Source organism: Pseudescherichia sp., from assembly GCF_031979925.1.
Taxonomy (GTDB): Bacteria; Pseudomonadota; Gammaproteobacteria; order Enterobacterales; family Enterobacteriaceae; genus Pseudescherichia.
Genome location: NZ_DALZFB010000003.1, coordinates 18,193 through 38,993 on the forward strand (window position 1 = coordinate 18,193; position 20,801 = coordinate 38,993).

The 20,801-nt window shown below is 48.2% G+C and carries 20 protein-coding genes, 1 tRNA gene and 2 pseudogenes; 17 read left to right on the forward strand and 6 right to left on the reverse strand.

Annotated features, from left to right (window positions below; genetic code table 11):
* Nucleotides 1-49: 49 nt before the first annotated feature.
* The gene (gene crl, locus RTM13_RS06320) at nucleotides 50-451 is read left to right on the forward strand and encodes a sigma factor-binding protein Crl (protein WP_312211059.1); all 402 of its coding nucleotides are present in this window, start codon (nucleotides 50-52) and stop codon (nucleotides 449-451) included.
* A gap of 67 nt (nucleotides 452-518) precedes the next feature.
* Here crl and phoE read toward each other — a convergent pair whose 3' ends face one another.
* A complete protein-coding gene (gene phoE, locus RTM13_RS06325) occupies nucleotides 519-1,583 on the reverse strand; it encodes a phosphoporin PhoE (protein ID WP_312211061.1) in 1,065 nt (354 codons plus the stop codon).
* A gap of 292 nt (nucleotides 1,584-1,875) precedes the next feature.
* Between phoE and proB the strand changes: the two genes are divergently transcribed.
* From proB to RTM13_RS06360, 7 genes and pseudogenes are all read left to right on the forward strand, one after another.
* Nucleotides 1,876-2,979, forward strand: coding sequence for a glutamate 5-kinase (gene proB / locus RTM13_RS06330; RefSeq protein ID WP_312211062.1), 1,104 nt, complete (start codon nucleotides 1,876-1,878; stop codon nucleotides 2,977-2,979).
* 11 nt (nucleotides 2,980-2,990) lie between these two features.
* Nucleotides 2,991-4,244: a glutamate-5-semialdehyde dehydrogenase gene (gene proA / locus RTM13_RS06335; RefSeq protein WP_312211064.1), complete on the forward strand. Its 1,254-nt coding sequence runs from the start codon at nucleotides 2,991-2,993 to the stop codon at nucleotides 4,242-4,244.
* A gap of 111 nt (nucleotides 4,245-4,355) precedes the next feature.
* Nucleotides 4,356-4,431, forward strand: a tRNA-Thr gene (locus tag RTM13_RS06340).
* 164 nt (nucleotides 4,432-4,595) lie between these two features.
* Nucleotides 4,596-5,168, forward strand: a pseudogene (locus RTM13_RS06345) (tyrosine-type recombinase/integrase); the annotation flags it as partial.
* A gap of 3 nt (nucleotides 5,169-5,171) precedes the next feature.
* A complete protein-coding gene (locus tag RTM13_RS06350) occupies nucleotides 5,172-5,396 on the forward strand; it encodes an ogr/Delta-like zinc finger family protein (RefSeq protein WP_312211606.1) in 225 nt (74 codons plus the stop codon).
* 523 nt (nucleotides 5,397-5,919) lie between these two features.
* A complete protein-coding gene (locus tag RTM13_RS06355) occupies nucleotides 5,920-7,434 on the forward strand; it encodes an RNA-directed DNA polymerase (protein ID WP_312211066.1) in 1,515 nt (504 codons plus the stop codon).
* A 3-nt stretch (nucleotides 7,435-7,437) separates the two neighbouring features.
* On the forward strand, nucleotides 7,438-8,031 hold the full coding sequence (locus RTM13_RS06360; protein ID WP_312211068.1) for a hypothetical protein: 594 nt from the start codon (nucleotides 7,438-7,440) through the stop codon (nucleotides 8,029-8,031).
* Nucleotides 8,032-8,168: 137 nt separating this feature from the next.
* Here the strand turns inward: RTM13_RS06360 and RTM13_RS06365 are convergent.
* Nucleotides 8,169-8,490: pseudogene (locus RTM13_RS06365) on the reverse strand (tyrosine-type recombinase/integrase); the annotation flags it as partial.
* A 198-nt stretch (nucleotides 8,491-8,688) separates the two neighbouring features.
* On the opposite strand from RTM13_RS06365, the gene RTM13_RS06370 reads away from it, so the two are divergent.
* From RTM13_RS06370 to RTM13_RS06390, 5 genes are all read left to right on the forward strand, one after another.
* Nucleotides 8,689-9,996: a hypothetical protein gene (locus tag RTM13_RS06370; RefSeq protein ID WP_312211070.1), complete on the forward strand. Its 1,308-nt coding sequence runs from the start codon at nucleotides 8,689-8,691 to the stop codon at nucleotides 9,994-9,996.
* 7 nt (nucleotides 9,997-10,003) lie between these two features.
* Nucleotides 10,004-10,684 (forward strand): OmpA family protein, encoded by a 681-nt coding sequence (locus RTM13_RS06375; RefSeq protein ID WP_312211071.1) that lies wholly within the window; start codon nucleotides 10,004-10,006, stop codon nucleotides 10,682-10,684.
* On the forward strand, nucleotides 10,681-11,526 hold the full coding sequence (locus RTM13_RS06380; protein ID WP_312211073.1) for an HNH endonuclease: 846 nt from the start codon (nucleotides 10,681-10,683) through the stop codon (nucleotides 11,524-11,526). Before RTM13_RS06375 ends, RTM13_RS06380 begins: the two co-directional genes overlap by 4 nt.
* A 595-nt stretch (nucleotides 11,527-12,121) precedes the next feature.
* Nucleotides 12,122-12,682 (forward strand): type IV secretion protein Rhs, encoded by a 561-nt coding sequence (locus RTM13_RS06385; RefSeq protein WP_312211074.1) that lies wholly within the window; start codon nucleotides 12,122-12,124, stop codon nucleotides 12,680-12,682.
* Nucleotides 12,679-13,020, forward strand: a complete 342-nt coding sequence (locus tag RTM13_RS06390) for a putative T6SS immunity periplasmic lipoprotein (protein WP_312211076.1) — start codon at nucleotides 12,679-12,681, stop codon at nucleotides 13,018-13,020. The genes RTM13_RS06385 and RTM13_RS06390 overlap by 4 nt, the downstream gene beginning before the upstream one ends.
* A 141-nt stretch (nucleotides 13,021-13,161) precedes the next feature.
* Here RTM13_RS06390 and RTM13_RS06395 read toward each other — a convergent pair whose 3' ends face one another.
* The gene (locus RTM13_RS06395) at nucleotides 13,162-13,896 is read right to left on the reverse strand and encodes a GntR family transcriptional regulator (protein WP_312211078.1); all 735 of its coding nucleotides are present in this window, start codon (nucleotides 13,894-13,896) and stop codon (nucleotides 13,162-13,164) included.
* A 280-nt stretch (nucleotides 13,897-14,176) separates the two neighbouring features.
* On the opposite strand from RTM13_RS06395, the gene RTM13_RS06400 reads away from it, so the two are divergent.
* Genes RTM13_RS06400 through RTM13_RS06410 form a run of 3 tightly spaced genes read left to right on the forward strand, consistent with a single transcriptional unit; the run spans nucleotide 14,177 to nucleotide 16,362 of the window.
* Nucleotides 14,177-14,641 (forward strand): PTS sugar transporter subunit IIA, encoded by a 465-nt coding sequence (locus tag RTM13_RS06400; RefSeq protein WP_312211080.1) that lies wholly within the window; start codon nucleotides 14,177-14,179, stop codon nucleotides 14,639-14,641.
* A gap of 33 nt (nucleotides 14,642-14,674) precedes the next feature.
* The gene (locus tag RTM13_RS06405) at nucleotides 14,675-14,953 is read left to right on the forward strand and encodes a PTS sugar transporter subunit IIB (RefSeq protein WP_312211082.1); all 279 of its coding nucleotides are present in this window, start codon (nucleotides 14,675-14,677) and stop codon (nucleotides 14,951-14,953) included.
* A gap of 32 nt (nucleotides 14,954-14,985) precedes the next feature.
* Entirely contained in the window at nucleotides 14,986-16,362 is a 1,377-nt protein-coding gene (locus tag RTM13_RS06410) for a PTS ascorbate transporter subunit IIC (protein ID WP_312211084.1), read from the forward strand.
* A gap of 46 nt (nucleotides 16,363-16,408) precedes the next feature.
* On the opposite strand, the gene RTM13_RS06415 is transcribed toward RTM13_RS06410, so the two are convergent.
* From RTM13_RS06415 to RTM13_RS06425, 3 genes are all read right to left on the reverse strand, one after another.
* Nucleotides 16,409-17,176 (reverse strand): capsular polysaccharide synthesis protein, encoded by a 768-nt coding sequence (locus RTM13_RS06415; RefSeq protein WP_312211085.1) that lies wholly within the window; start codon nucleotides 17,174-17,176, stop codon nucleotides 16,409-16,411.
* A gap of 139 nt (nucleotides 17,177-17,315) precedes the next feature.
* Nucleotides 17,316-18,926, reverse strand: a complete 1,611-nt coding sequence (locus tag RTM13_RS06420) for an FAD-NAD(P)-binding protein (RefSeq protein ID WP_312211087.1) — start codon at nucleotides 18,924-18,926, stop codon at nucleotides 17,316-17,318.
* Between the two features lie 131 nt (nucleotides 18,927-19,057).
* Nucleotides 19,058-19,618 carry an Ail/Lom family outer membrane beta-barrel protein gene (locus tag RTM13_RS06425; RefSeq protein ID WP_312211089.1) on the reverse strand — a complete coding sequence of 187 codons (561 nt, stop codon included), beginning with the start codon at nucleotides 19,616-19,618 and terminating at the stop codon, nucleotides 19,058-19,060.
* A 276-nt stretch (nucleotides 19,619-19,894) separates the two neighbouring features.
* Here RTM13_RS06425 and RTM13_RS06430 point away from each other — a divergent pair, with 276 nt between their 5' ends.
* On the forward strand, nucleotides 19,895-20,605 hold the full coding sequence (locus RTM13_RS06430) for a phage antirepressor KilAC domain-containing protein (RefSeq protein WP_312211090.1): 711 nt from the start codon (nucleotides 19,895-19,897) through the stop codon (nucleotides 20,603-20,605).
* Nucleotides 20,606-20,801 lie beyond the last annotated feature (196 nt).

The following is a 20,801-nucleotide window of genomic DNA, read 5'->3' on the forward strand; positions in this document are numbered from 1 at the left end:
TTAATTCCATTGATTTGGTAAAACAGTTGCATCACAAAAGGAGATCGCAATGACGTTACCGAGTGGACACCCGAAAAGCAGACTGATCAAGAAATTTATGGCGCTTGGCCCCTATATCCGTGAGGAGCAGTGCGAAGGGAACCGTTTCTTTTTTGACTGCCTTGCCGTATGCGTCAACGTAAAACCTGCCCCTGAGAAGCGTGAGTTCTGGGGCTGGTGGATGATAATGGAAGCCCAGGAAAAACGCTTCACCTATACCTACCAGTTTGGCCTCTTTAATAAAGAGGGCCACTGGGAGCCAGTTGCCATTAAAGATGCAGAAGTCACCGATCGTCTTGAGCAGACGCTGCGGACTTTCCACGAGCGCGCACGTGAGCTGCTGGCGTCGCTGGAATTAAAGCTGGAGCCTGCCGATGACTTTAAAAACGACCCGGTCAAACTCAGCGCCTGATTAAGCGGATACCTTAAATAAAAAAAGGCCCTTCACCGACATGAAGGGCCTTTTTTATTATCCAGAATTAGAACTGATAGGTTACGCCCAGAGCAACGACATCATCGTTGGTGGTAACCAGGCGGTTATCGTCGTCAATCTGGTTAATTTTATAATCAACGAAGGCCGACATATTTTTGTTGAAGTAATAGGTTGCGCCTACGTCGATATAGTTGACCAGATCCTCGTCACCAAAGCCTTCAATATCTTTGCCCTTGCTCAGGACGTAGCCCACGGACGGACGCAGACCGAAGTCAAACTGGTACTGAAGCACGGCTTCGAAGTTATCTGCTTTGTTGGCAAAGCCAGCAGAGGAGGAGATTGGCGTCATGTTATAAGAGACGCCGTAGAACGCAGCAGCGTAGACGTTGTTGGCGTCATATTTCGCACCGGCAGCCCAGGCTTCCGCATTCGCGCCACGGCCAAGAGTCATCCGATTCTGCGCGTCGGTGCGGTCAGAGTTAGCATATGCACCAACGATAGAGAAGTCGCTGCCGCCGAAGTCATAGGCCAGAGAGGTACCGAAGCCGTCACCGTTCTGTTTCACGACGCTGTTACGACCGTTTTCGTTTTTGCCCTGGTACTGCAGGGTCAGGTCCAGACCGTCTACCATGCCGAAGAAGTCGCTGTTACGGTAGGTCGCCACGCCGCTGGTGCGTTTGGTCATAAAGTTGTCGGTACGGGTCATGCCGTCACCGCCGAACTCAGGGAACATATCGGTGTAAGCGGCCACGTCATACAGCACGCCCAGGTTACGACCGTAGTCCAGGGAGCCAAAATCTTTAATTTTCACACCGGCAAATGCCAGACGGGTTTTCTGCCCGGAGGTGCTTTCGTCGTTATTACCGGCAAACTCCGCTTCCCAGCGACCGAAGCCCGTAATCTGATCGTTAATTTGGGTTTCGCCTTTAAAGCCGAAACGAACGTATGTTTTATCGCCGTCGTTGCTGTTGTCATCGCTGAAGTAGTGCATGGCTTTCACTTTGCCGTAAACGTCCAGCTTGTTGCCATTTTTATTAAAAACTTCTGCGGACTGTACAGATGCGGAAGCAACCAGACCCATTACCACTAATGCCAGAGTACTCTTTTTCATTTTGATTCCCGATTTAAACAAAAGACGCTCTAATATTCGCCAGGCTTATACCTGCTGAAAACAGAGAGGGTTTTAACGTTCGGAAATGAAAGATTTATGACAATGTCGGAATAATTTTAAAAATCCGTGTTTATTTATTTCTGCAATAAAATTGCAAAAATCTGCCGTTAGGCTTGCCGATCCGCGTAGCAATCTCCCTTGCTTTTGACCGAGGTTATTGGCAAGCGGCCTCACTCCTGTTACAACGTCAGACTGACATCACATTTCCTTATTCGTAAAACGGCAGAAAATCATGAGTGACACCCAGACGCTGGTGGTAAAACTCGGTACCAGCGTGCTAACGGGCGGATCGCGCCGCCTTAACCGCGCCCATATCGTGGAGCTGGTTCGCCAGTGTGCACAGCTGCATGCCGCAGGGCATCGTATTGTTATCGTCACTTCCGGAGCGATTGCCGCCGGGCGTGAGCACTTGGGCTATCCGGAGCTGCCCGCCACCATCGCCTCCAAGCAGCTGCTGGCGGCAGTGGGGCAGAGTCGCCTGATCCAGCTTTGGGAGCAGCTCTTCTCCATCTACGGCATTCACATCGGGCAGATGCTGCTGACGCGTGCCGATATGGAAGATCGGGAGCGCTTCCTCAACGCCCGCGATACCCTGCGTGCGCTGCTGGATAACAGCATCGTACCGGTAATCAACGAAAACGACGCCGTGGCTACCGCTGAAATTAAAGTAGGCGATAACGACAACCTCTCCGCGCTGGCCGCTATCTTAGGCGGAGCGGATAAGCTGCTGCTGCTCACCGATCAGCAGGGCCTCTACACCGCCGATCCGCGTAATAACCCGGATGCCGAGCTGATTGCCGACGTCTACGGCATTGACGATGCGCTGCGTGCCATCGCCGGGGACAGCGTCTCCGGTCTTGGCACCGGTGGCATGGGCACTAAACTACAGGCTGCTGACGTCGCCTGCAGGGCGGGCATCGAAACCATTATTGCCGCCGGCAGCAGGCCGGGCGTTATCGGCGACGCGCTGAACGGCGTGCCGGTAGGGACGCGCTTCCATGCCCAGACCTCACCGCTCGAGAGCCGCAAGCGCTGGATCTTCGGCGCACCGCCAGCGGGTGAGCTTACCGTGGACGAAGGGGCAACGATGGCGATCCTCGAAAAAGGGAGCTCATTACTGCCAAAAGGGATCAAAAGCGTGACAGGTAACTTCTCCCGTGGTGAAGTGATCCGTATCCGTAACCTGGAAGGTCGGGACATTGCCCACGGCGTCTCCCGCTACAACAGCGACGCGCTGCGACGCATCGCTGGCCAGCACTCACAGCAGATCGACGCTATTCTCGGCTACGAGTATGGCCCGGTCGCCGTCCATCGCGACGACATGATCACCCGTTAAGGAGCAGACGTATGCTTGAACAGATGGGCATCGCTGCGAAAGCAGCCTCGTATAAGCTGGCGCAGCTCTCCAGCCGAGAAAAAAACCGCGTTCTGGAGAAGATCGCTGACTACCTGGAGGCCCAGGCGCACGACATTATTCAGGCTAACGAGCAGGATGTGCTTGAAGCCCGGCGCAACGGCCTGAGCGAAGCAATGCTTGATCGCCTGGCGCTCAACCCTGAACGCCTGAAGAGCATCGCCGATGATGTGCGTCAGGTGTGCAAGCTGGCGGATCCGGTAGGCCAGATTATTGACGGCGGGCTGCTCGACAGCGGCCTACGCATTGAACGCCGCCGGGTTCCTCTCGGCGTAATTGGTGTGATCTACGAGGCGCGACCTAACGTTACCGTTGACGTCGCCTCTCTCTGCCTGAAGACCGGCAACGCAGCGATCCTGCGCGGCGGTAAAGAGACCTGGCGCACTAACGCCGCCACCGTGAAGGTGATCCAGCAGGCGCTGGAGGAGTGCGGCCTGCCGGCAGGTGCTATCCAGGCGATTGAGAGCCCGGACCGGACGCTGGTCAATGAGATGCTGCGCATGGATAATTACATCGACATGCTGATCCCGCGCGGCGGGGCAGGGCTGCACAAGCTGTGCCGCGAGCAGTCGACCATTCCGGTGATCACCGGCGGTATCGGCGTATGCCATATCTACGTGGATGACACCGCCGAGATTGAACCCGCGCTGAAGATTATCGTCAATGCTAAGACCCAGCGCCCCAGCACCTGCAACACCGTAGAGACGCTGCTGGTAAACCAGCAGATTGCCGAGCGCTTCCTGCCCGCCCTGAGCACCCAGATGGCGCAGAGCGGTGTGACGTTGCACGCCGACGCGGCAGCGCTGAAAACGCTGCAAGGCGGCCCGGCGCACGTCGAGGCGGTGAAGCCGGAGCAGTATGACGATGAGTTTTTATCCCTCGATCTCAACGTCAAGCTGGTGGCCTCGCTCGATGAGGCGATTGAGCATATTCGCGAGCACGGCACCCAGCACTCGGATGCGATCCTCACCCGCACCCTGAGCAACGCCAACCGCTTTGTAAACGAGGTGGATTCGTCGGCGGTATACGTCAACGCCTCCACGCGCTTCACCGACGGCGGACAGTTCGGCCTGGGCGCAGAAGTGGCAGTGAGTACGCAAAAACTGCACGCTCGCGGCCCGATGGGTCTTGAAGCCCTGACCACCTACAAGTGGGTTGGCTTCGGCGACGATACCATTCGTGCTTAAAACTGACCGGGTGATGCAAAAGTAGCCGCTTGATTGCCAAGGGCATTGACGCAACACCCGGTTAGATCTAACCTTCTACCCCGTGGTTACGCTCGTAACCGGTCCCTCAGGGCCGATATAGCTCAGTTGGTAGAGCAGCGCATTCGTAATGCGAAGGTCGTAGGTTCGACTCCTATTATCGGCACCATCCTCTAGTTTTCTCAAGTTAACTCACATCAACAAAATCCTTTTAAAACATAGATTTTACGTTGTTTTCAGTCATTTGACGTCAACCTCTATCCATTGAAATCAACATGCCTTTGGGGGCACAATCAGGGGCATGTTCTGTTCGGTCTAGGAAATGTGCCCCCAATGATGCTGAATGCCCGAAAGGTTGAAGCCGCGAAAGGAAAAGAGAAGAGCTACAAGCTGTCTGATGGAGGTGGTCTGTATCTTCAAGTAGAACCCAATGGGTCGCGTTACTGGCGTATGAAGTACCGTTTTGCTGGCAAAGAGAAGCGTTTATCTTTTGGTGTCTATCCAACAGTTTCTTTGGCTGATGCCAGGCAAAAGCGTGAAGACGCAAAGAAATTGCTCGCAGCCGGTGAAGACCCCGGCGAAGTGAAGAAAGCCAAAAAACATGCTTTAACCGCTGCTACAGAGATACTCAATCCATTCAGAGAAGTGGCGTTAGAGTGGCACAAAATGAAGTCACCTAAATGGTCTGAGGGCTACGCTTCAGACATTATCGAGGCATTTGAGAAAGACATTTTCCCGCACATTGGCCATCGACCCATTGCTGATATTAAGCCCCTAGAGCTGCTTGAAGTTCTGAGATTAATAGAAGCCAGAGGAGCAATGGAAAAAGCGAAGAAAGTCCGTCAACGATGCGGTGAAGTATTCCGCTACGCCATCGTAACAGGTCGAGCGATCTACAATCCGGCAACGGTGAGGAAAACAAACCGAAAGCACCCCAAATTATCAGATGTGTACTGTTATTGCTCAAATGTAGAATGTGGGCATACGTTTGTGATGAACGTTTCCTTTTCACACACGATTAGTCCCAGCGCTTTGAGCGGCCAGGGACGGATTAAAGAGCTAATGGATGCCCTGCCACCGGACGAGCGACAAAAAGCATTAGAACTCCTGTTGGCAGCCAAAGAGAGCCACTGAACGGTTCGCCGGGAGAAACTAAAATTTTCCCGGCTTCGGTTCATTAAATTTCAGCTGCTTAAGAAAAAATGTCTATAAGAATCAGTTTCTTAACTTTTAAGTGTGCCGTCAGTTATCATGAAAAATCTCACCTAAAATTTTATATCTCTTTACTATCAATAGCTTAATTCAAGTGGTTACGATGTTGGAGTAAAGCTAAACTGAAAAAAGCTGAAATTCTTTTCACTCTTTTCAGTTCCCTGCTCGCTGTAAATCCCCAGTTGTGGCGCGGTCTGGCGCTATCATTTGTAAAAAATCCCAACTGAAAAATTTTTGCGATCTGAAAACCGCAGGCGGGTGCGGTGTAGTGCGATTTTGGTCAGGAAAGTATGTTTTGTCAGTATGACGCATTGCATGCTTTTAATGTGTTGGTAAAAAATCAATGTCAGTCAGTAACTATGGTGATGTGTCACTTGAAAAATGTTGTAGAATAAAACTACCATTTTCATGATGAAACAATAACGTTTGAGTAGGCGGAGGTTGTATGCTGGTTAGGGAGCACTATCTTGAAACTAAAAAGCTTCTCAATAATATTAAGCCAAGAGTAGTTGGTCGATGGTTATTGAATGATGGCTATTTTCCAGAGGAATACGTTTTACCCCCTAGCTTCAAAGCCGGAGGGATTAAACTAAATCGAGAGCCGTATTTTGATAATCTTAATAATCTCAAAGAGAAAGAGATTGTTAATGTATCGTATCCTAAAACATCACTCACTCATCGTATTTTTGGTATACAGCATCCCAAGTTTTATCATGATATGGTTTACTGGCTTGTCAAAGATTGGCAGTTAGTAGTAAACCATCTTTTTAATGATGAAACTAAAATTTTCACATACAGCTTGCCTATTCCTGTTACTAAAACTGAGGGGTTGTCTCTGTCACCCATACGTTCTGGGAGGATGATATATGAGTGGATTGAGATGGCTGAAAGGGATCTGATTGTTGATGCAGTAAACTATAGTTACTTAGTTAGAACTGATATTACCAATTTTTATGCCTCAATATACACTCACAGCATTCCTTGGGCATTACATGACAAAAATATGTCACGTAACGATAAAGAATACACTCTGTTAGGTAACAAGCTTGATAGATTGCTACAATATTCAAATGATAAAAAAACAAATGGTATATCAGTAGGGTCTGCTCTAAGTGATTTGATTGCGGAAATAATTCTTTCCAAAGTAGATAGAGATGTATCATTAAAGCTCAAGGATATCGACTTTGTTGGTGTTAGATTTAAAGATGATTATCGAATTCTCTGTAATAGTGAATCTGATGCAAAGAAAGTATTAAAAAATATTTCTGATGAATTGAACAAATACAACTTAAATATCAATGAGTCCAAAACAAAAATAAATAAGCTACCGAATGGGCTTTACAGAGAGCATTCTAAAAAGTACTACCCGTATTCATTGTCAGGAGCAGAGTCTTTTTCATTCAGAGAGTTTGAGCAAGCGGCACTCAAGGCGTTGGATATTCATTATGAGTATCCTGGCACAAGTATACTAAATAAATTTATTTCTGAATTAACTAAAAAAGATAGATTGAAGATTATTTTCTCCAAAGATAAGGCCAAGCAACTCAAGGAAATCAAAAAATTAATAAGCCTGCTTTTCATGATAAAAAGAGAGTCTGAAAAAGTAATGGGGAATGTTCTTGCTATTATCGACCTTATTTTTCTAGAGCACAAAAAGTCTCACCCTGAAATAAAAGACTTTATTAAAGGTATTATTGTCGATGATGTTAAGCGTTCTTCAGCAAAAGATTCTGTTTTCGATGTTCTTTGGTTGGTGTTTTTTACCAAGTTTAGGCAATTCGGAATGGGTGATGTATCTAAGTATGTTGATAGCGTGCTTATCAATGGCAATAAGTTTTATCAATGCCTTGTTAATAATAAACCCATTTTTATTGATGACAAGTGCACATTATTTAAAAAACCTAAAGATCTTAATGAAATAATGTTGATTGAATATGTTGATTTATTTAAAAGGGATTGAACAATGCATGGCGATGAGAATTATAAAAAATGGGCGAGAATATTAGAGCCAAAAGCATTAAAGGAAAGAGTTATTTCTTATTCTATTTTTATTGCATCCTTTGAGCTTCTAAAAGAAATTGTAATTGGAAAATTAGAGCGTTTTTACTTAAGTTTTGGAAACGAAGATGAATTCGTAGAGTACAGGGAAAAAGTCTTAAATAGAAATAAAAGTAGACTTTATGCATCGATAAGCTGGTTGACGGAACATAACGCTTTAGAACAATGTGATATCGAAACATTTGAACGCCTAAAAAAAATCAGGAATAAACTTTCTCATGAAATGTTTGATTTAATTCCTGAAGCTGATTTACTTAATGTAACTGATGAGATTTATACAATAATTTCTCTCACACGAAAGATTGAGTTATGGTGGTTTTATAATCTCGATATGGCCATTGACCCAGATAGCTATCCCGCAGATCTGGATCTTGATGAAGTGATGCCTATGACCGTACTTCTCTTACAAGTCATGCGCGAAGTTGCGTTAGGAGATGAGCAGGCTGCTCACAATATGTTTGTCGAGTTTACCCGCAACTACAAGAGAGACCATACTTGATCATAACGCCCCTAAGCAGTAACCAATTGGGGGCAGTTATGGGGGCATTTTAAAGATGCGAAAATTAAAAAAACAATAAAAACAATGCGTTAACCTTGTGTTTTATTCCTATTATAGCACCAATGAAATACAACCACTTATCTGCTGTTGATGTAAATCACGTTCTCCTTTTGTGACATTGCGGTTCAAAATCGTGTCAATTTTGCTCGCGTGCTCACTCAAATGACCTGCAGAAAGATGAGTGTATCTTTGTAAACATTTCCAGAGTTTCCCAACCGCCCATTTCTTTGAGTGCTAGTAGTGAAACACTAGACTGAACTAACCAGCTTGCTCAGATGTGCCAGAGGTCATGAAGCGGAAGTGGCTTATGGTTGCCAGCTTAATTGCTCCCCTCTATGCCTTGTTGCTGTCCGTGTACATTTTCTTCACAGCGGCCGTCTTAGTTCCATCAATGCGATAATAGGCGTTGCTCCACCCACTATCTTTACCTGCACTTACAGGTTTCATGACATTCATTCAGACCGTCATTAGAACAAATTACACGATAACATAGACCCTATAAAAACAAAGGTGTATTATGTATTATGCGTTGTATTTTACGGCCTGTACGCAATTTCGGGCACTTACATTTAGAGTTCATTTCCTTTGATCACGATAATGAAGAAAAGACTTCTGCTTTTGTTGCTACTTATACCCTGCATGTCATACGCTGCAGCCTCTGTAACATTCAGCACTATTACATCAGACCCCATTACCAATGGCTTCGTATTAGTTAATCTGGCCCTAGCAATATTTTTCGCGTTTATACGCTTCGACAGGTTTGCTGTCGTTCATGGTCCCGAAGTACTCACTACCGTTGGTATCCTCGGTTGTTTCGCAGGAATTGCAACTTCGCTGCTGCATTTTGATTCAACCAACGTAGCAGAAAGCGTTCCACATTTGCTTGAAGGGGTGAAAACCGCATTCCTCGCCTCGTTAAGTGGTGTTTTCGGTTCGCTGGTAATTAGAGCAAGGCACTATTTCCAGAGTAAACCCATTCCGCAGACGACTGGTACGCCTAAAGCGGCAAGCCTAGATGATGTCGTTGCGGCCACTCAGGCGCTTCAGCAGAGTCTTGCCGGTAACGAAGACAGTAGTCTCCTGACACAGCTCAAATTAATGCGTCAGGATCAGGCGGACGAATTACGCGCCTTACGTAGTGCCTTTGATACGTTTTCTCAGAAAATGGCAGAGGATGGATCCAAAGCGCTTATTGATGCTCTAAAAGACGTTATTAAAGATTTTAATGCGCAGATAAATGAACAGTTCGGGGAGAATTTCAAACATCTTAACGCAAGCGTGGAAAAGCTTGTCATCTGGCAACAGCAGTATAAGGACGAACTCGACGAGTTGCAGGCTGTACAAAAATCTGCAGCCGACGATCTCAGGGAGGTCTCTCTCGGCCTTGCATCATTTATCGGACAGGCATCAAGTTTCGCGCAAACCGCAAATGCGCTTGAAACAACGCTTGAGCATTTGGTTCAGCAGCGTCAGGACATAGAGCAGTCTCAGCGTTCCATGAGTGAAGTTTTGTCGCAGATGAGAGAAGTCACCCCCCAATTCTCACGCAAAATCGATGAAATGACTACATCGATGGCTTTGGGCGTAACAAAACTGCAGGACAACGTCAGTGATATCGTCATGGACTTTAGTACGCAGGCACAATCTTTCTCTTCAGAAATCAAACGGTTTTTGACTGAGACACTTAGCCAGTCCCAGTCAGAAGTCAGTTCAGGACTAACCCAGTCTATGGAGAAGATCCATCAGAGTGTTGTCGCGCTGGATACTGGGCTGCAGGAGGAACTGACAAAAAGTCTCGAAACTTTGGGCCGACAGCTTGCTTCTCTTTCCGAGAAATTTGTTGCTGATTATACCCCTCTTACCGAACGCCTGAGAGAGGTTGTGCGGATCGCTTCCGCGACGTGAGGCAAATGTGAATTCAGAACAGAGTAACCAATCTTACTGGATACCCCTCGCGGACTTGATGACGGGCTTAATGATGGTGTTTATGCTGCTGACGGCCGCATTTATGCTCCGTGTAGAGCAGACGACCACGCTTGTTGTTAAAGAGTATGAAGTCACGAAGCGCGATATGCAGTTAGCCCTGCAGAAAGAATTTGCGAAAGACCTTAAGCAATGGAACGCCGAAATTCTGGGAGATATGACTATCCGCTTTAACGATCCTTCGGTTCTTTTCGCCACAGGCTCGTCGGAATTACGTCCACGTTTCAGAGAAGTACTCGGCGAGTTTTTCCCCCGTTATATCACTTTGTTGACATCAGATAAATATAGAAGCGCAGTAAAGGAAATACGTATAGAAGGGCATACCAGCGCCTTCTGGAGTGGAGCTGAAAATGAAAAGGAGGCTTATTTCAGAAACATGGAACTGTCTCAGGCAAGGACCCGCAGCACACTCGAATATCTGATGTCCTTACCGAACGTGCAGGGTGATGAAAAATGGTTGGTTCAGCATGTAACTGCTAATGGGTTGTCATCCTCTCATCCTCTTTCTCATGAGTCATCACAAGCGGCAAACCAGCGTGTGGAGTTCCGTATTGTCACTAATGCTAATGAGAAAATGGATCTGATTGCAGGGGAACTATCTAAGAAATGAGTTTCAAGTTGCCTGACTTTCTCAACTGGACGTCCCTAGATACGTTACGACAAAAGATGGATGCACCGCTAACGGCCAATTTTTCATTGCGACCCATGCAATCAGATGGCTCTTTTGCTGAAAAATTGCTTTCAGGTGGTATCGAAATCAGTCTTGATGACGTAAATGTCCTCAGTGACGGAACATTAATTTGTAATAATAAACGCGTGCTACTTCATATCCGGGATATTTCATCCATTGCAGGAGAAGTACGGATGCCAAAGTACCATTTGGCTAATTGTCAGGTTCTTGAAAAAATGCGAAGAAATTCCCGGTTTGGTCGGTATGTTGTCGCAAACAGAGATACTGGTGAGTTCCAGGTCAACATCATCGGTAGTGGTAAAGAAAACCAGACCGTAAAATTAAATGTTTGCCAGAGCTGTCTGGACATAATTCACTGGCATGGGTTTAGCGTACAAGGCATGACTAGCGGTGAACGTTGGGGCAGAGTAGCAAATTTTTCACTAACTGACTTTTTCAAAGAATACCCTCGTGATCTAATCGCCACCAAACCCTTACATACGTCAGTGACCGCGCCACTTAACGACTACCCTAAAAACTGGGCTGAAATTTCGAAAAGCATCAGGCAAAAGCGTGGGCACCAGTGTGAATCCTGCAAGGAGTTTTTCAGCCAAGATGATTCCCGATTTCTTCATGTCCATCATCGCAATGGTCTGAAGAATGACAACAGAAACGCAAACTTGGCCGTTCTTTGTATTGCCTGCCATGCACAGCAACCTGAGCACGGACATCTTAAAGCTCACCCGGATTACAAAGTATTTATGGCACATCAAAAGCGCTGACTTGGTCAAAAGCAGGAGATTAGGACCTGTATGATGGACTGTCCGCTCCGACAGAATGAGCAGGTAAAATCATCTGGGGTGCACGAAAGGGAGCATTTATAAGGATTAAATAAGGAAACATACATATTTATCAGCGAATTTATTGTCCTTATTATATCTCTACTATCGGCACCATACAACAAAACCCAATGCTTGAGTAACTTCCTTCGTCAATTTTGCTCCAGTCTTAACACGTCTAACGCCTATTAAATGTATAGGCGGTTATCAGTATATATCACATGGGCAGGTGTGCGAAGCGCCCTACCTATATGACAAATGAGATTAAAGCACCTCGGCAAAGCGCAACAACCGCCAAATGCATGCCCATAAATTTCTGGCGACTCCAGAGGGAAAGGCATGGTTTGAGCGGAAGAAAGCAGAAGAGGCAGAGATAGACATTAAGTTAGCCTGAGCCGCCAAAGTGATGCTCTAATCCAGCTTATAGTATTCATTCTGTTACATAAAACCAGGCCATGCCCGGAAGAATTCTTTGCTTTACCTGATCAAGTTTGTGTATGATTAGTGACCAATTCTATTACGGATTAGAGGGATTTTGATGCCTGTAAATGAGAGGATTAGAGCGACATCGGGAACACGTATTACCCCCGGTGGCGTGAGGCTTATCACGATGGGTGAGATAGGGTTAGCAAGATCACTTTATGGCTCTGGCCTCAGATATAATAAAATTTGGGTGCATCGGGAAAGCTACTTACCGTTTAACCTACAACCTATAGATGTTGCTATGAGTCCAAACGGTGAAATGTGGTTTAGGGAAGACACCTATTCTCACGATTTCTCAATGGAAGCAGATGTACAGAAGAAACACAGATTCATGCACGAAATGATGCACGTTTGGCAAGAACAACACGGCATGTTTGTAAGAACAAGAGGGTTATTCTCTCGCTTCGCTGATTATAGCTACAGTTTAGATAAAGCTAATATTCGTCATTACACTTTAGAACAACAAGCCTCTTTAGTTAGCGATTATTGGTTATTGCAAGCTTATGGCTTTAGAAATTACATGTATCTTCCTGCACTACGAAATTATGATCCTCAAGAGTCTAATTATTTATTAGTTCAAAAATACAGAAAAGCAATGAAAGGATTTCCAATATGAAGAGATTAATTATAGTGCCTGTAATTTTCCTTCTTTCCGGTTGCCCTGGCGGGAATCCAGCACCGCATCCACGAGCTACATTTATAAATGGTAATCATCTTTGCTTTAGCGTAAATAATAAAGATCTGCTGAATTATTACACTGTTGATGAAAGCGAGAATGGTAAGATACAAACAGTTGTTAGCTCAGGTTATAATAAAGTGAACACTTCTTACCCTGATAATTGTATAGATGTTAAATGGAAGAGTAACCACACCTATGTGGTTAATTATGGGTTAAATGATAGAAAGTATGTTCACGAGTTTTTTGTTGATAACAATGGGAAGGTAACAAAATAATCGTGGTGCAGAACTGAAATCTTCAGTAAAAAGTTAATTAGCCTGGTTTTCCTGGTCGGAGTAGCTCTACCTGGATACAGGCTTTGGCTGTTTTTGCGCCCTGTGGTGATCGTCGCATCTGTAACTCACCTTTTATATTATTCAAGGCCGCCGCGAATCCTGCCTCAGCGGGAATATCCTTGTATTAATAATCGCGATATTCACCTCGCAGGGCGTCCCATCATCAAGAAACACCGTCTCCGTAAGCTCGATAACCGCATCATTCTCCTTTAATTTTAATAAGGAGAGCACATCCGCATCGGTCAAGTTGATCGCCTCCAGGTTCTGGTCCCGGCGCTGGATCTTCTTACCGGTAATCTGTTCGATATAGGAGAATTTCGACATCTCCAGCCTGCTGAACTCCATAGTATTAAACATGCTCACCGGCAGGTGGCTATGCTCCAGCGCAACGGGAATATCATCGAAGCACATTAGACGCAGGATTTTATAGACCTTGTCGCTGTTCTTAATACGTAACGCCTGCGCCATATCAGGGGAGGGAACGCGGATGATGCTGGCTGAGATAACCTTTCGTACGCCCTTATAGCCATGCTTCTGGGCCTGGTAATCAAAGGGGGAGAGTGCATGAAATCGTCCGGAGTGGTTGCTTACGCCAGTCGAACCCACATATAGGCCCGAGCCTTTAACCCGATAAATTCTCTGCTGCTCAATTAAAATGCGCGTGGCTTCGCGAACGGTGGCGCGGGTAATACCGATATTTTTGGCAATGGCAATTTCAGTATCAAGCTTATCGCCAGGCAACAGGCCGTCATCCTTAATTTTCCTTAGGATGTAATCAACAACCTCTCTCTGCTTCTCTGTTACGCCATCAACCATCGATTTTCTTCCCGATAAATGTGAAAGAGCGACTCCCCTGAGCCTGTCTATACATGTATGCCTGATATTCTTCTCTTAGCACCACTTGAGCGGTGTAGAGATGTGATCGGCTTAACGGATTTGCATCCAAATATCGCGAGTTCGCCGCAATGTGACCGTTACATATTGTATCTGCCCAAATCCCGGTCCACTATCTAGATGACTATACATCTTAAAGATGTCTATACGTAGACAGTTGCCTGAAACAGAGAAACGCGTTTTTTAGATCAGGGAGAAAAACATGTCGCATCTGGCAAAGTGGTTAAATAACGAAAAAGTTCAGTACGTTGAGAGCGTAGCGGACTGGAAAGAGGCCATTCAGATTGCCGGGACTCCTCTCCTCAATGAGGGGGCCATATCGCAAAGCTATATCGAGGCCATTATCCGGCAGAAAGAGGAGATCGGGCCTTACTTCGTTATCGCCCCGCGGATTGCAATGCCCCATGCCCGTCCGGAAGAGGGAGCAAAGGCGCTGGGCTTATCGGTTGTAAAGCTGGCTAAACCCGTAGTGTTTAACGCTGATGAGAACGATCCGGTGGATACCCTTTTCATGTTCGCCGCGCCGGACAGCAACAGCCACATAGAGATGATTTCTCAGCTGGCTGAGCTGCTCTCTGATGAAGATGAAATGGAAAAGGTCTTCAACACTCGCAGCAAAGAAGAACTGAATGCAATTTTATTGGCCGATAACGGTATCGCCCAGTAGACGAACAGTGATCAACGATTAATGAGGTGAGTTATGAAAATGATGGCGGTGTGTGGTTCAGGTCTGGGCAGCAGCTTCATGATGGAAATGAACATCAAAAAGGTGCTGAAAAATCTTAACGTGGTTGCGGATGTTGAACACTCCGATCTCGGCTCGGTAACGCCCGACGTAGCTGACGTTTTTGTGATGGCAAAGGATATTGCCTATAGCGCCAATCTGCCTGAGGACAAGATTATCATCATCAACAACATTATCGACCTGAAAGAGATCGAGCAAAAAATACGCGAGTATTTTGAGAAAAATAACGCGTAATCCGAGATGAACATCTTCCCGTAGAGGTTAATATGTTTATTCAAAACCTTTTGCAGTTTGTCGTCGATGTGCTGAAGGTGCCTTCCATCCTTGTTGGGCTGGTGGCGCTATTCGGGCTGGTGGCACAGAAAAAGCCTTTCCCGGATGTGATTAAGGGAACCGTAAAAACCATTCTTGGCTTCTTAGTCCTGGCTGGCGGTGCCTCTGTTCTGGTCAGCTCACTAACCCCGCTGGGCGATATTTTCAAAGAAGCGTTCGACGTTCAGGGGATCATCCCGAACAACGAAGCGATGGTTTCGATTGCCCTCGCCAAGTATGGTGCGCCGACCACGCTAATTATGGCATTCGGCATGGTGGCTAACATTGTTGTCGCCAGGTTTACTCGCCTGAAATATATCTACCTTTCAGGGCATGTAACCTTCTACATGGCCTGCATGGTAGCGATTATCCTCTCGGTAGCCGGTTTTGAAGGTGTTCAGCTTATCTATACCGGGTCGTTAGCGCTGGGTATTTTGATGGCGGCGTTCCCGGCGCTGGCTCAGCCCTATATGCGTAAAATCGTCGGCGGTGACCAGGTTGCCTTAGCGCATACGGGCACGATTGGCTATGTTCTCTCAGGCTGGATTGGTACCCTCGTCGGTAAGGGTTCTAAATCCACCGAAGAGATGAACATGCCAAAAAACCTCAGTTTTTTGCGTGACAGCACCATCTCTATCTCGCTGACCATGATGGTTATCTACCTTATTCTGTCGATATCGGCGGGGAAAGAGTATGTAGAGGCCAACTTCAGCGCTGGCCAAAACTATCTGGTCTACTCGTTTATCCAGGCGATTACCTTTGCGGCGGGCGTGTTTATCATCCTGCAGGGCGTGCGTCTAATCCTCGCGGAGATCGTTCCAGCCTTTACCGGTTTCTCTGAGAAGCTGGTACCTAACGCCGTGCCCGCGCTGGACTGCCCGATTGTTTTCCCTTACGCGCCCAACGCGGTGCTGGTCGGGTTTATCTCCAGCTTTATTGGCGGACTGGTAGGGCTGTTTATCCTCGGTCAGTTGCACTGGGTGCTGATCCTGCCCGGCGTAGTACCGCACTTCTTCTGCGGTGCTACCGCGGGTGTATTCGGTAATGCTACCGGCGGTAAACGCGGGGCCATCTGTGGGGCTTTTGCCCATGGTATCTTGATCACCTTCCTGCCCGTTGCGCTGCTACCGGTGCTGGGGGCGATTGGGCTGACCAACACCACTTTCTCCGATACCGATTTCGGCGTAGTGGGGATTATCCTCGGCAATATGGCGCAATTTATGGATAAGGGAATGATCACCCTGACCATCACCGGCATCTTTGCGCTGATGGTTATCTATAACTTCACGGCTAAAAAGAAGGTGCCGGTAGAAGAGGGGACGGGGCAATAAAACAGCAGAGGGGTTAAGGCCCCTCTGCATACCTGATTAACCAAAATCATTGCAGAAGATAGCAGAGCAGTTTCCCCAGGGCGGTATCGGACTCGACAATCTCCTCTACCGCCATATTCTTAAATGACCAGGGTGTCCATGAGTTGTGCAGTGAAATCATCTTATATTTCGCTGTTGCAATAATCTCTTCCGGCGCTACGCTATTTTCACCAAACCAGAAGTGTTTATAGGCCCCACAGGTATCGCTGCTGCTATTATAAACCGACTCCATAATATTTCCGCTGCTCGTCCGATCCACAATTTCATAAGTATTTGCATACTCATCTTTTTTCAATAGTTCACCCACAATGGCATTGCCGACGTAATCCCAGCTTCTGACCGGAGGGAGTACCTTCATCTTTTCGCAGATAGCTTTATACCAGGCGGTTAAAACTGGATTATTGCTACCCTTGCACCACATGACGGCGAGATGAATCGCTTTACGCTCCGGGTAGCCAAAGGCATGCAGCACGCGCGGGGGGCTTGCTTCGATTATCGGTGTGATATCACCTGTCACGATAGTATCGGCATCAATAAAGAGTCCACCCAGCTTTGACAGTACGGCCACCGAAACCACGTCTGACTGCTGCGGCAGAGACAGCATCCGGAACGAGGCCATATCTATATCATTGCCAATATATTCGGCGATATTTTTATCATTAATTACAATAATATCAGCAGAGGGTATTAATTTTTCCCACGTTCTAACACACATACGAATATAAACGGGTGTTTGTCTGTTTATAGGGGTAACCCAGTAGGTATACATTTTCATGGCCGCTTTTCCTTAGCGAAAAAGAAGCCGATATATAGCAAAAAGCTTTCTTTTTTTAGGGAACAAAAATGCTAATGCTGACGCCTGCCCTTGTTTTGAAATATCTATTTCGGCAGGCGTCGCTTTTGTTATGAGGGCGCTACAGCTCCAGTATCCGCAGCCGGCCCCGCGCCCGCGTGGCTGGCTGCGCGACTGCTCTGGCGATGGCCGCGCCGATCTCTGCGCAGGCGGTGATGCCCTGCACAAACGGCTGGTCATGCATCAGGTAGGGAATTGCGCCAAAAGCGATGCGCCCGCGCACGCTGGCAGGCTCCTGTAGCGTGTAGTCATCTCCGACCGCAGGGAACTCCTCTCCGCTGGCGGCAAGCTGCCTGCGCAGCGTCGGGAAAGGCAAGTCTTCCGTTTTCAGCGGCTTTTGTCCGCGCGCATCGATAAAGACATCGTACCGATAGCGCTCGCCCTCAGCGAAGATGGTCGTCTGCTGCTCGCCGATCTCCATCTCGTAGTTCGGGCCGAGTGCAAGAACGCTAAGGATCCCGGCTTCGCGCAGAGCCAGCAATCGACGAATCGACTGGGAGGGCACGGCCGCATAGTTATCGATAAAGATCCGGGCGAGGCCAGCTTCGAAGCGCGTGCCGTCCTGCTCGTCAAGCCAGGGAACGATCGGTTGGATGGCTTCATGCAGGCGCAGAATGGTATAGCGCCACGGCACCGTCCGCCTGTCACGCTTGTTGCGCTCAACCTCATTCAGGTTGGCTTCTGCCCAGCGGAAGGGATCTTGTTTCTTACGGTCAGCAAACCAGGCCGCGAAAAAGCTGTCGGCATCCAGCGTGCTAAGAGCGATCTGCTCGCTCCAGAGCGGATCCGCCAGCGTCAGCTCTTTGACCATCAGCGCAAAAACGCGGTCGAGCAGGCCATCCGGCCCGGCGGCAATCTCATTTTCAACTGCACTTTCGGTCACAACGGATAGTGGCTCGTAGGGGATAGGGCAGTAGAAATCTGCTTCCGGCAGGATCCCCGACCGCGACATAAGTACGATCTCTAGCGCCTTGCTGTCGGCGTCGAGGTTGAAGTGCAGACGCTTATCCTCGGTCTCAAAGAAGGTGCCATGCTGAATAGCGACGGCCATTGCGGCGTCGATGCCGCTCAAAGAGGTTCCCATCACACCGACCCGGCATGCAGGGATTTTGGCTTCCATCAACCCGGACCAGGGGCTGGGGAAATAGGTGCGCGTCGCGCTGCTCTCTTCCGGCCAGACGTGCCCGGTGGCAACGACCGCAAGATCGAACAGCTCCGCAGGCAGCGTATTCTCCGTCCACAGCCGAACGCCCTCTGGCGTGGCCTCAATATCGGTCACCAGACAGGATTCATGCACCTCTATCTCAAAGCCGAGCTGTCTCGCTTGCACTACCAGCGCCAGGAACTGGGCGCGGAAGTACTCACCGAGTAGAATACGCGGCAGAAACTGACGGACATGCAGGGACGACGCCTGCACGCCGTAGCGGGCGAGGTGCTCTTCGCTCAGACTGCGCAGCCAGTCAATATAAGTTGAGAAGATGGGCGGGATCTCAATACTGGCGATATTGGCCAGCATCATTCTTGAGTTCTCTTCGCTGCTGTAGGGCATGCCGACGCCTGCCTCACAGGACTGCTCATAGATGGAAATGGAGAGTGGTGTGCTGTTTTTCAGCAGGGAAAAAAAGGTATAGATACCCGTCGGTCCTGCGCCGATGATTGCAATTTTTTTCATTTTTTGTTCACCCGCTATTCTTGTTTTACCGCCTGTCCGTATGCCAGTCGGGCTGTATAAAACTAGTGTAGACCACGGGTGTTGAACATGAGGCCGGGTAAGCCAAACCGCTCCCCGGCATCAGAGCGGAATTAGAAGCGGTAGCCAACGCCGACGTTAAAACCGTTGATAGAGCGGCTGCCGTCGATATCCACGTTAGTGCCTTCATAGCCAACGTTAATCGCCAACTGCTCGGTCGGGTTAAACTGCACGCCCGCGCCCCAGGCGAAATCGGTCGATTTCTCAGAGATGCTTTCACGCCCGACGTAGTAGTCGCCCGCGTTTACCCAGGTAGTATCGCCGTCGGCTTTTGTATGGGCAATGCCGCCCAGCGCGTACAGGGAAACATATTCGTTAATACGGTATGCCGGGCCAACCATCAGGGAGTAATATTTCACGTCGATGCTGTTATGCACCGCATCAGAGGCCACATAGTAATCCTGATCGTCATCACCGCTCATATAGGTAAAAGAGCCGAGCACGCTGAGGGGAGAGTCCAGCTCATAGCGATATTGCAGGTTCACGCCGCGAATATCCTTAAAGCCTTCCACGTCGCTCTGCGCATAGCCAATAGAGAGCGTATTGCTCTCTGCCATTGCTGCGCCGCTCATCAGGCTGGCCGCTACCAACATCCCCAGAGTAATTTTTTTCATTTTCCTGTTCCATTATCCATCCATTAAGGTGGCAAAATTGTTGGTTTTTTTAGCAGGGGATAAAAGGGGGAATAATCCTAAAGCATTGATAATGTAAGTGAAACATACCCCCTAATCTGGTAGTTGCAGATTGGCTATCTTCGTGAGGCAAACCCAAAACTGAAAAAAGTGCACTTAACTAAAATCGCTCAAAAAAACTACTGGATATTTGAACAGGGATTAGTATAATAATTACACAACCCAGTCGGGTGCTACAGTAAGTGAGTGGTGAAGCCTATGATGATTCCATTTGAAAGCCTTAATTCTCTGGATCAATCGGCAACGATGAGTAGCCGTGAAATCGCTGCGTTGACAGGCATAACCCACGGTGAAGTAAAACGTATTGTAAAAAGCCTCGAAACGGCGCAGCGTTTATCTGAGCCGGTACGGGTGGCAATGTTTGAGCGGGATGGCGAAAGCTATCAGGAGTTTTTGCTGAACAAGCGTGACTCTCTGCTGGCCGTGGCGCGTCTGTCGCCTGGCTTTACCGCTGCCGCACTCGATCGCTGGCAGGAGCGCGAAAACAAAACCGCGTTGCCCGATTTTACCAACCCGGCGGCGGCGGCTCGCGCATGGGCCGAGCAGTATGAGCAGCGCCAGAGAGCCGAGCAGCAGCTGGCACTCTCCGTCCCAAAGGCAGAGTTTTTTGACCGTTTCGTTGAGGTGCAGGATTCGCTGGGTTTTCGCCAGCTCTGCAAGATGCTGAAGGTGAAAGAGCCGGAGTTCCGTCAGTTCCTGCTGGAGCGCAACATCATGTACCGCGTTAACGGCACGCTGACGCCGCAGCTGCATCATCAGCAGGCGGGCTACTTCACCATGCGCTCCGGCGTGGGTGAAAACCAGCACACCTTCTCCCAGGCGCGTTTTACCGCCAAAGGGGTGAAGTGGGTGGCGGGCCTCTGGGCCGGTCATATTGCCACGCAGCCAAAAGGTGCAGCAGCGGCATAAGCCTGCGCTAGCCCCTCCGGCCCTTCGTCAGTACGCTGGCGAAGGGCTTTTTTTTACCCCTTGTATCCTCTACATACCCCCTTTCTGCCTTAGTCCTTATTATCAATCTTCACTTACCGGCGGCCTTGCCAACCTCCATACAGGCAGATCTGCGGCAAAAACGGTAAAAAGTTATAACGATTCCTAAAGGCAGGGC

Coding starts and splice junctions, on each gene's coding strand:
- RTM13_RS06355 (WP_312211066.1), top strand. CDS start 5,920: ATGCTGGTTAGGGAGCACTATCTTGAAACTAAAAAGCTTCTCAATAAT.
- RTM13_RS06385 (WP_312211074.1), top strand. CDS start 12,122: ATGCCTGTAAATGAGAGGATTAGAGCGACATCGGGAACACGTATTACC.
- RTM13_RS06400 (WP_312211080.1), top strand. CDS start 14,177: ATGTCGCATCTGGCAAAGTGGTTAAATAACGAAAAAGTTCAGTACGTT.
- phoE (WP_312211061.1), bottom strand. CDS start 1,583: ATGAAAAAGAGTACTCTGGCATTAGTGGTAATGGGTCTGGTTGCTTCC.
- proB (WP_312211062.1), top strand. CDS start 1,876: ATGAGTGACACCCAGACGCTGGTGGTAAAACTCGGTACCAGCGTGCTA.
- RTM13_RS06410 (WP_312211084.1), top strand. CDS start 14,986: ATGTTTATTCAAAACCTTTTGCAGTTTGTCGTCGATGTGCTGAAGGTG.
- RTM13_RS06390 (WP_312211076.1), top strand. CDS start 12,679: ATGAAGAGATTAATTATAGTGCCTGTAATTTTCCTTCTTTCCGGTTGC.
- RTM13_RS06370 (WP_312211070.1), top strand. CDS start 8,689: ATGAAGAAAAGACTTCTGCTTTTGTTGCTACTTATACCCTGCATGTCA.
- RTM13_RS06360 (WP_312211068.1), top strand. CDS start 7,438: ATGCATGGCGATGAGAATTATAAAAAATGGGCGAGAATATTAGAGCCA.
- RTM13_RS06430 (WP_312211090.1), top strand. CDS start 19,895: ATGATGATTCCATTTGAAAGCCTTAATTCTCTGGATCAATCGGCAACG.
- RTM13_RS06420 (WP_312211087.1), bottom strand. CDS start 18,926: ATGAAAAAAATTGCAATCATCGGCGCAGGACCGACGGGTATCTATACC.
- RTM13_RS06405 (WP_312211082.1), top strand. CDS start 14,675: ATGAAAATGATGGCGGTGTGTGGTTCAGGTCTGGGCAGCAGCTTCATG.
- RTM13_RS06415 (WP_312211085.1), bottom strand. CDS start 17,176: ATGAAAATGTATACCTACTGGGTTACCCCTATAAACAGACAAACACCC.
- RTM13_RS06425 (WP_312211089.1), bottom strand. CDS start 19,618: ATGAAAAAAATTACTCTGGGGATGTTGGTAGCGGCCAGCCTGATGAGC.
- proA (WP_312211064.1), top strand. CDS start 2,991: ATGCTTGAACAGATGGGCATCGCTGCGAAAGCAGCCTCGTATAAGCTG.
- RTM13_RS06395 (WP_312211078.1), bottom strand. CDS start 13,896: ATGGTTGATGGCGTAACAGAGAAGCAGAGAGAGGTTGTTGATTACATC.
- RTM13_RS06380 (WP_312211073.1), top strand. CDS start 10,681: ATGAGTTTCAAGTTGCCTGACTTTCTCAACTGGACGTCCCTAGATACG.
- crl (WP_312211059.1), top strand. CDS start 50: ATGACGTTACCGAGTGGACACCCGAAAAGCAGACTGATCAAGAAATTT.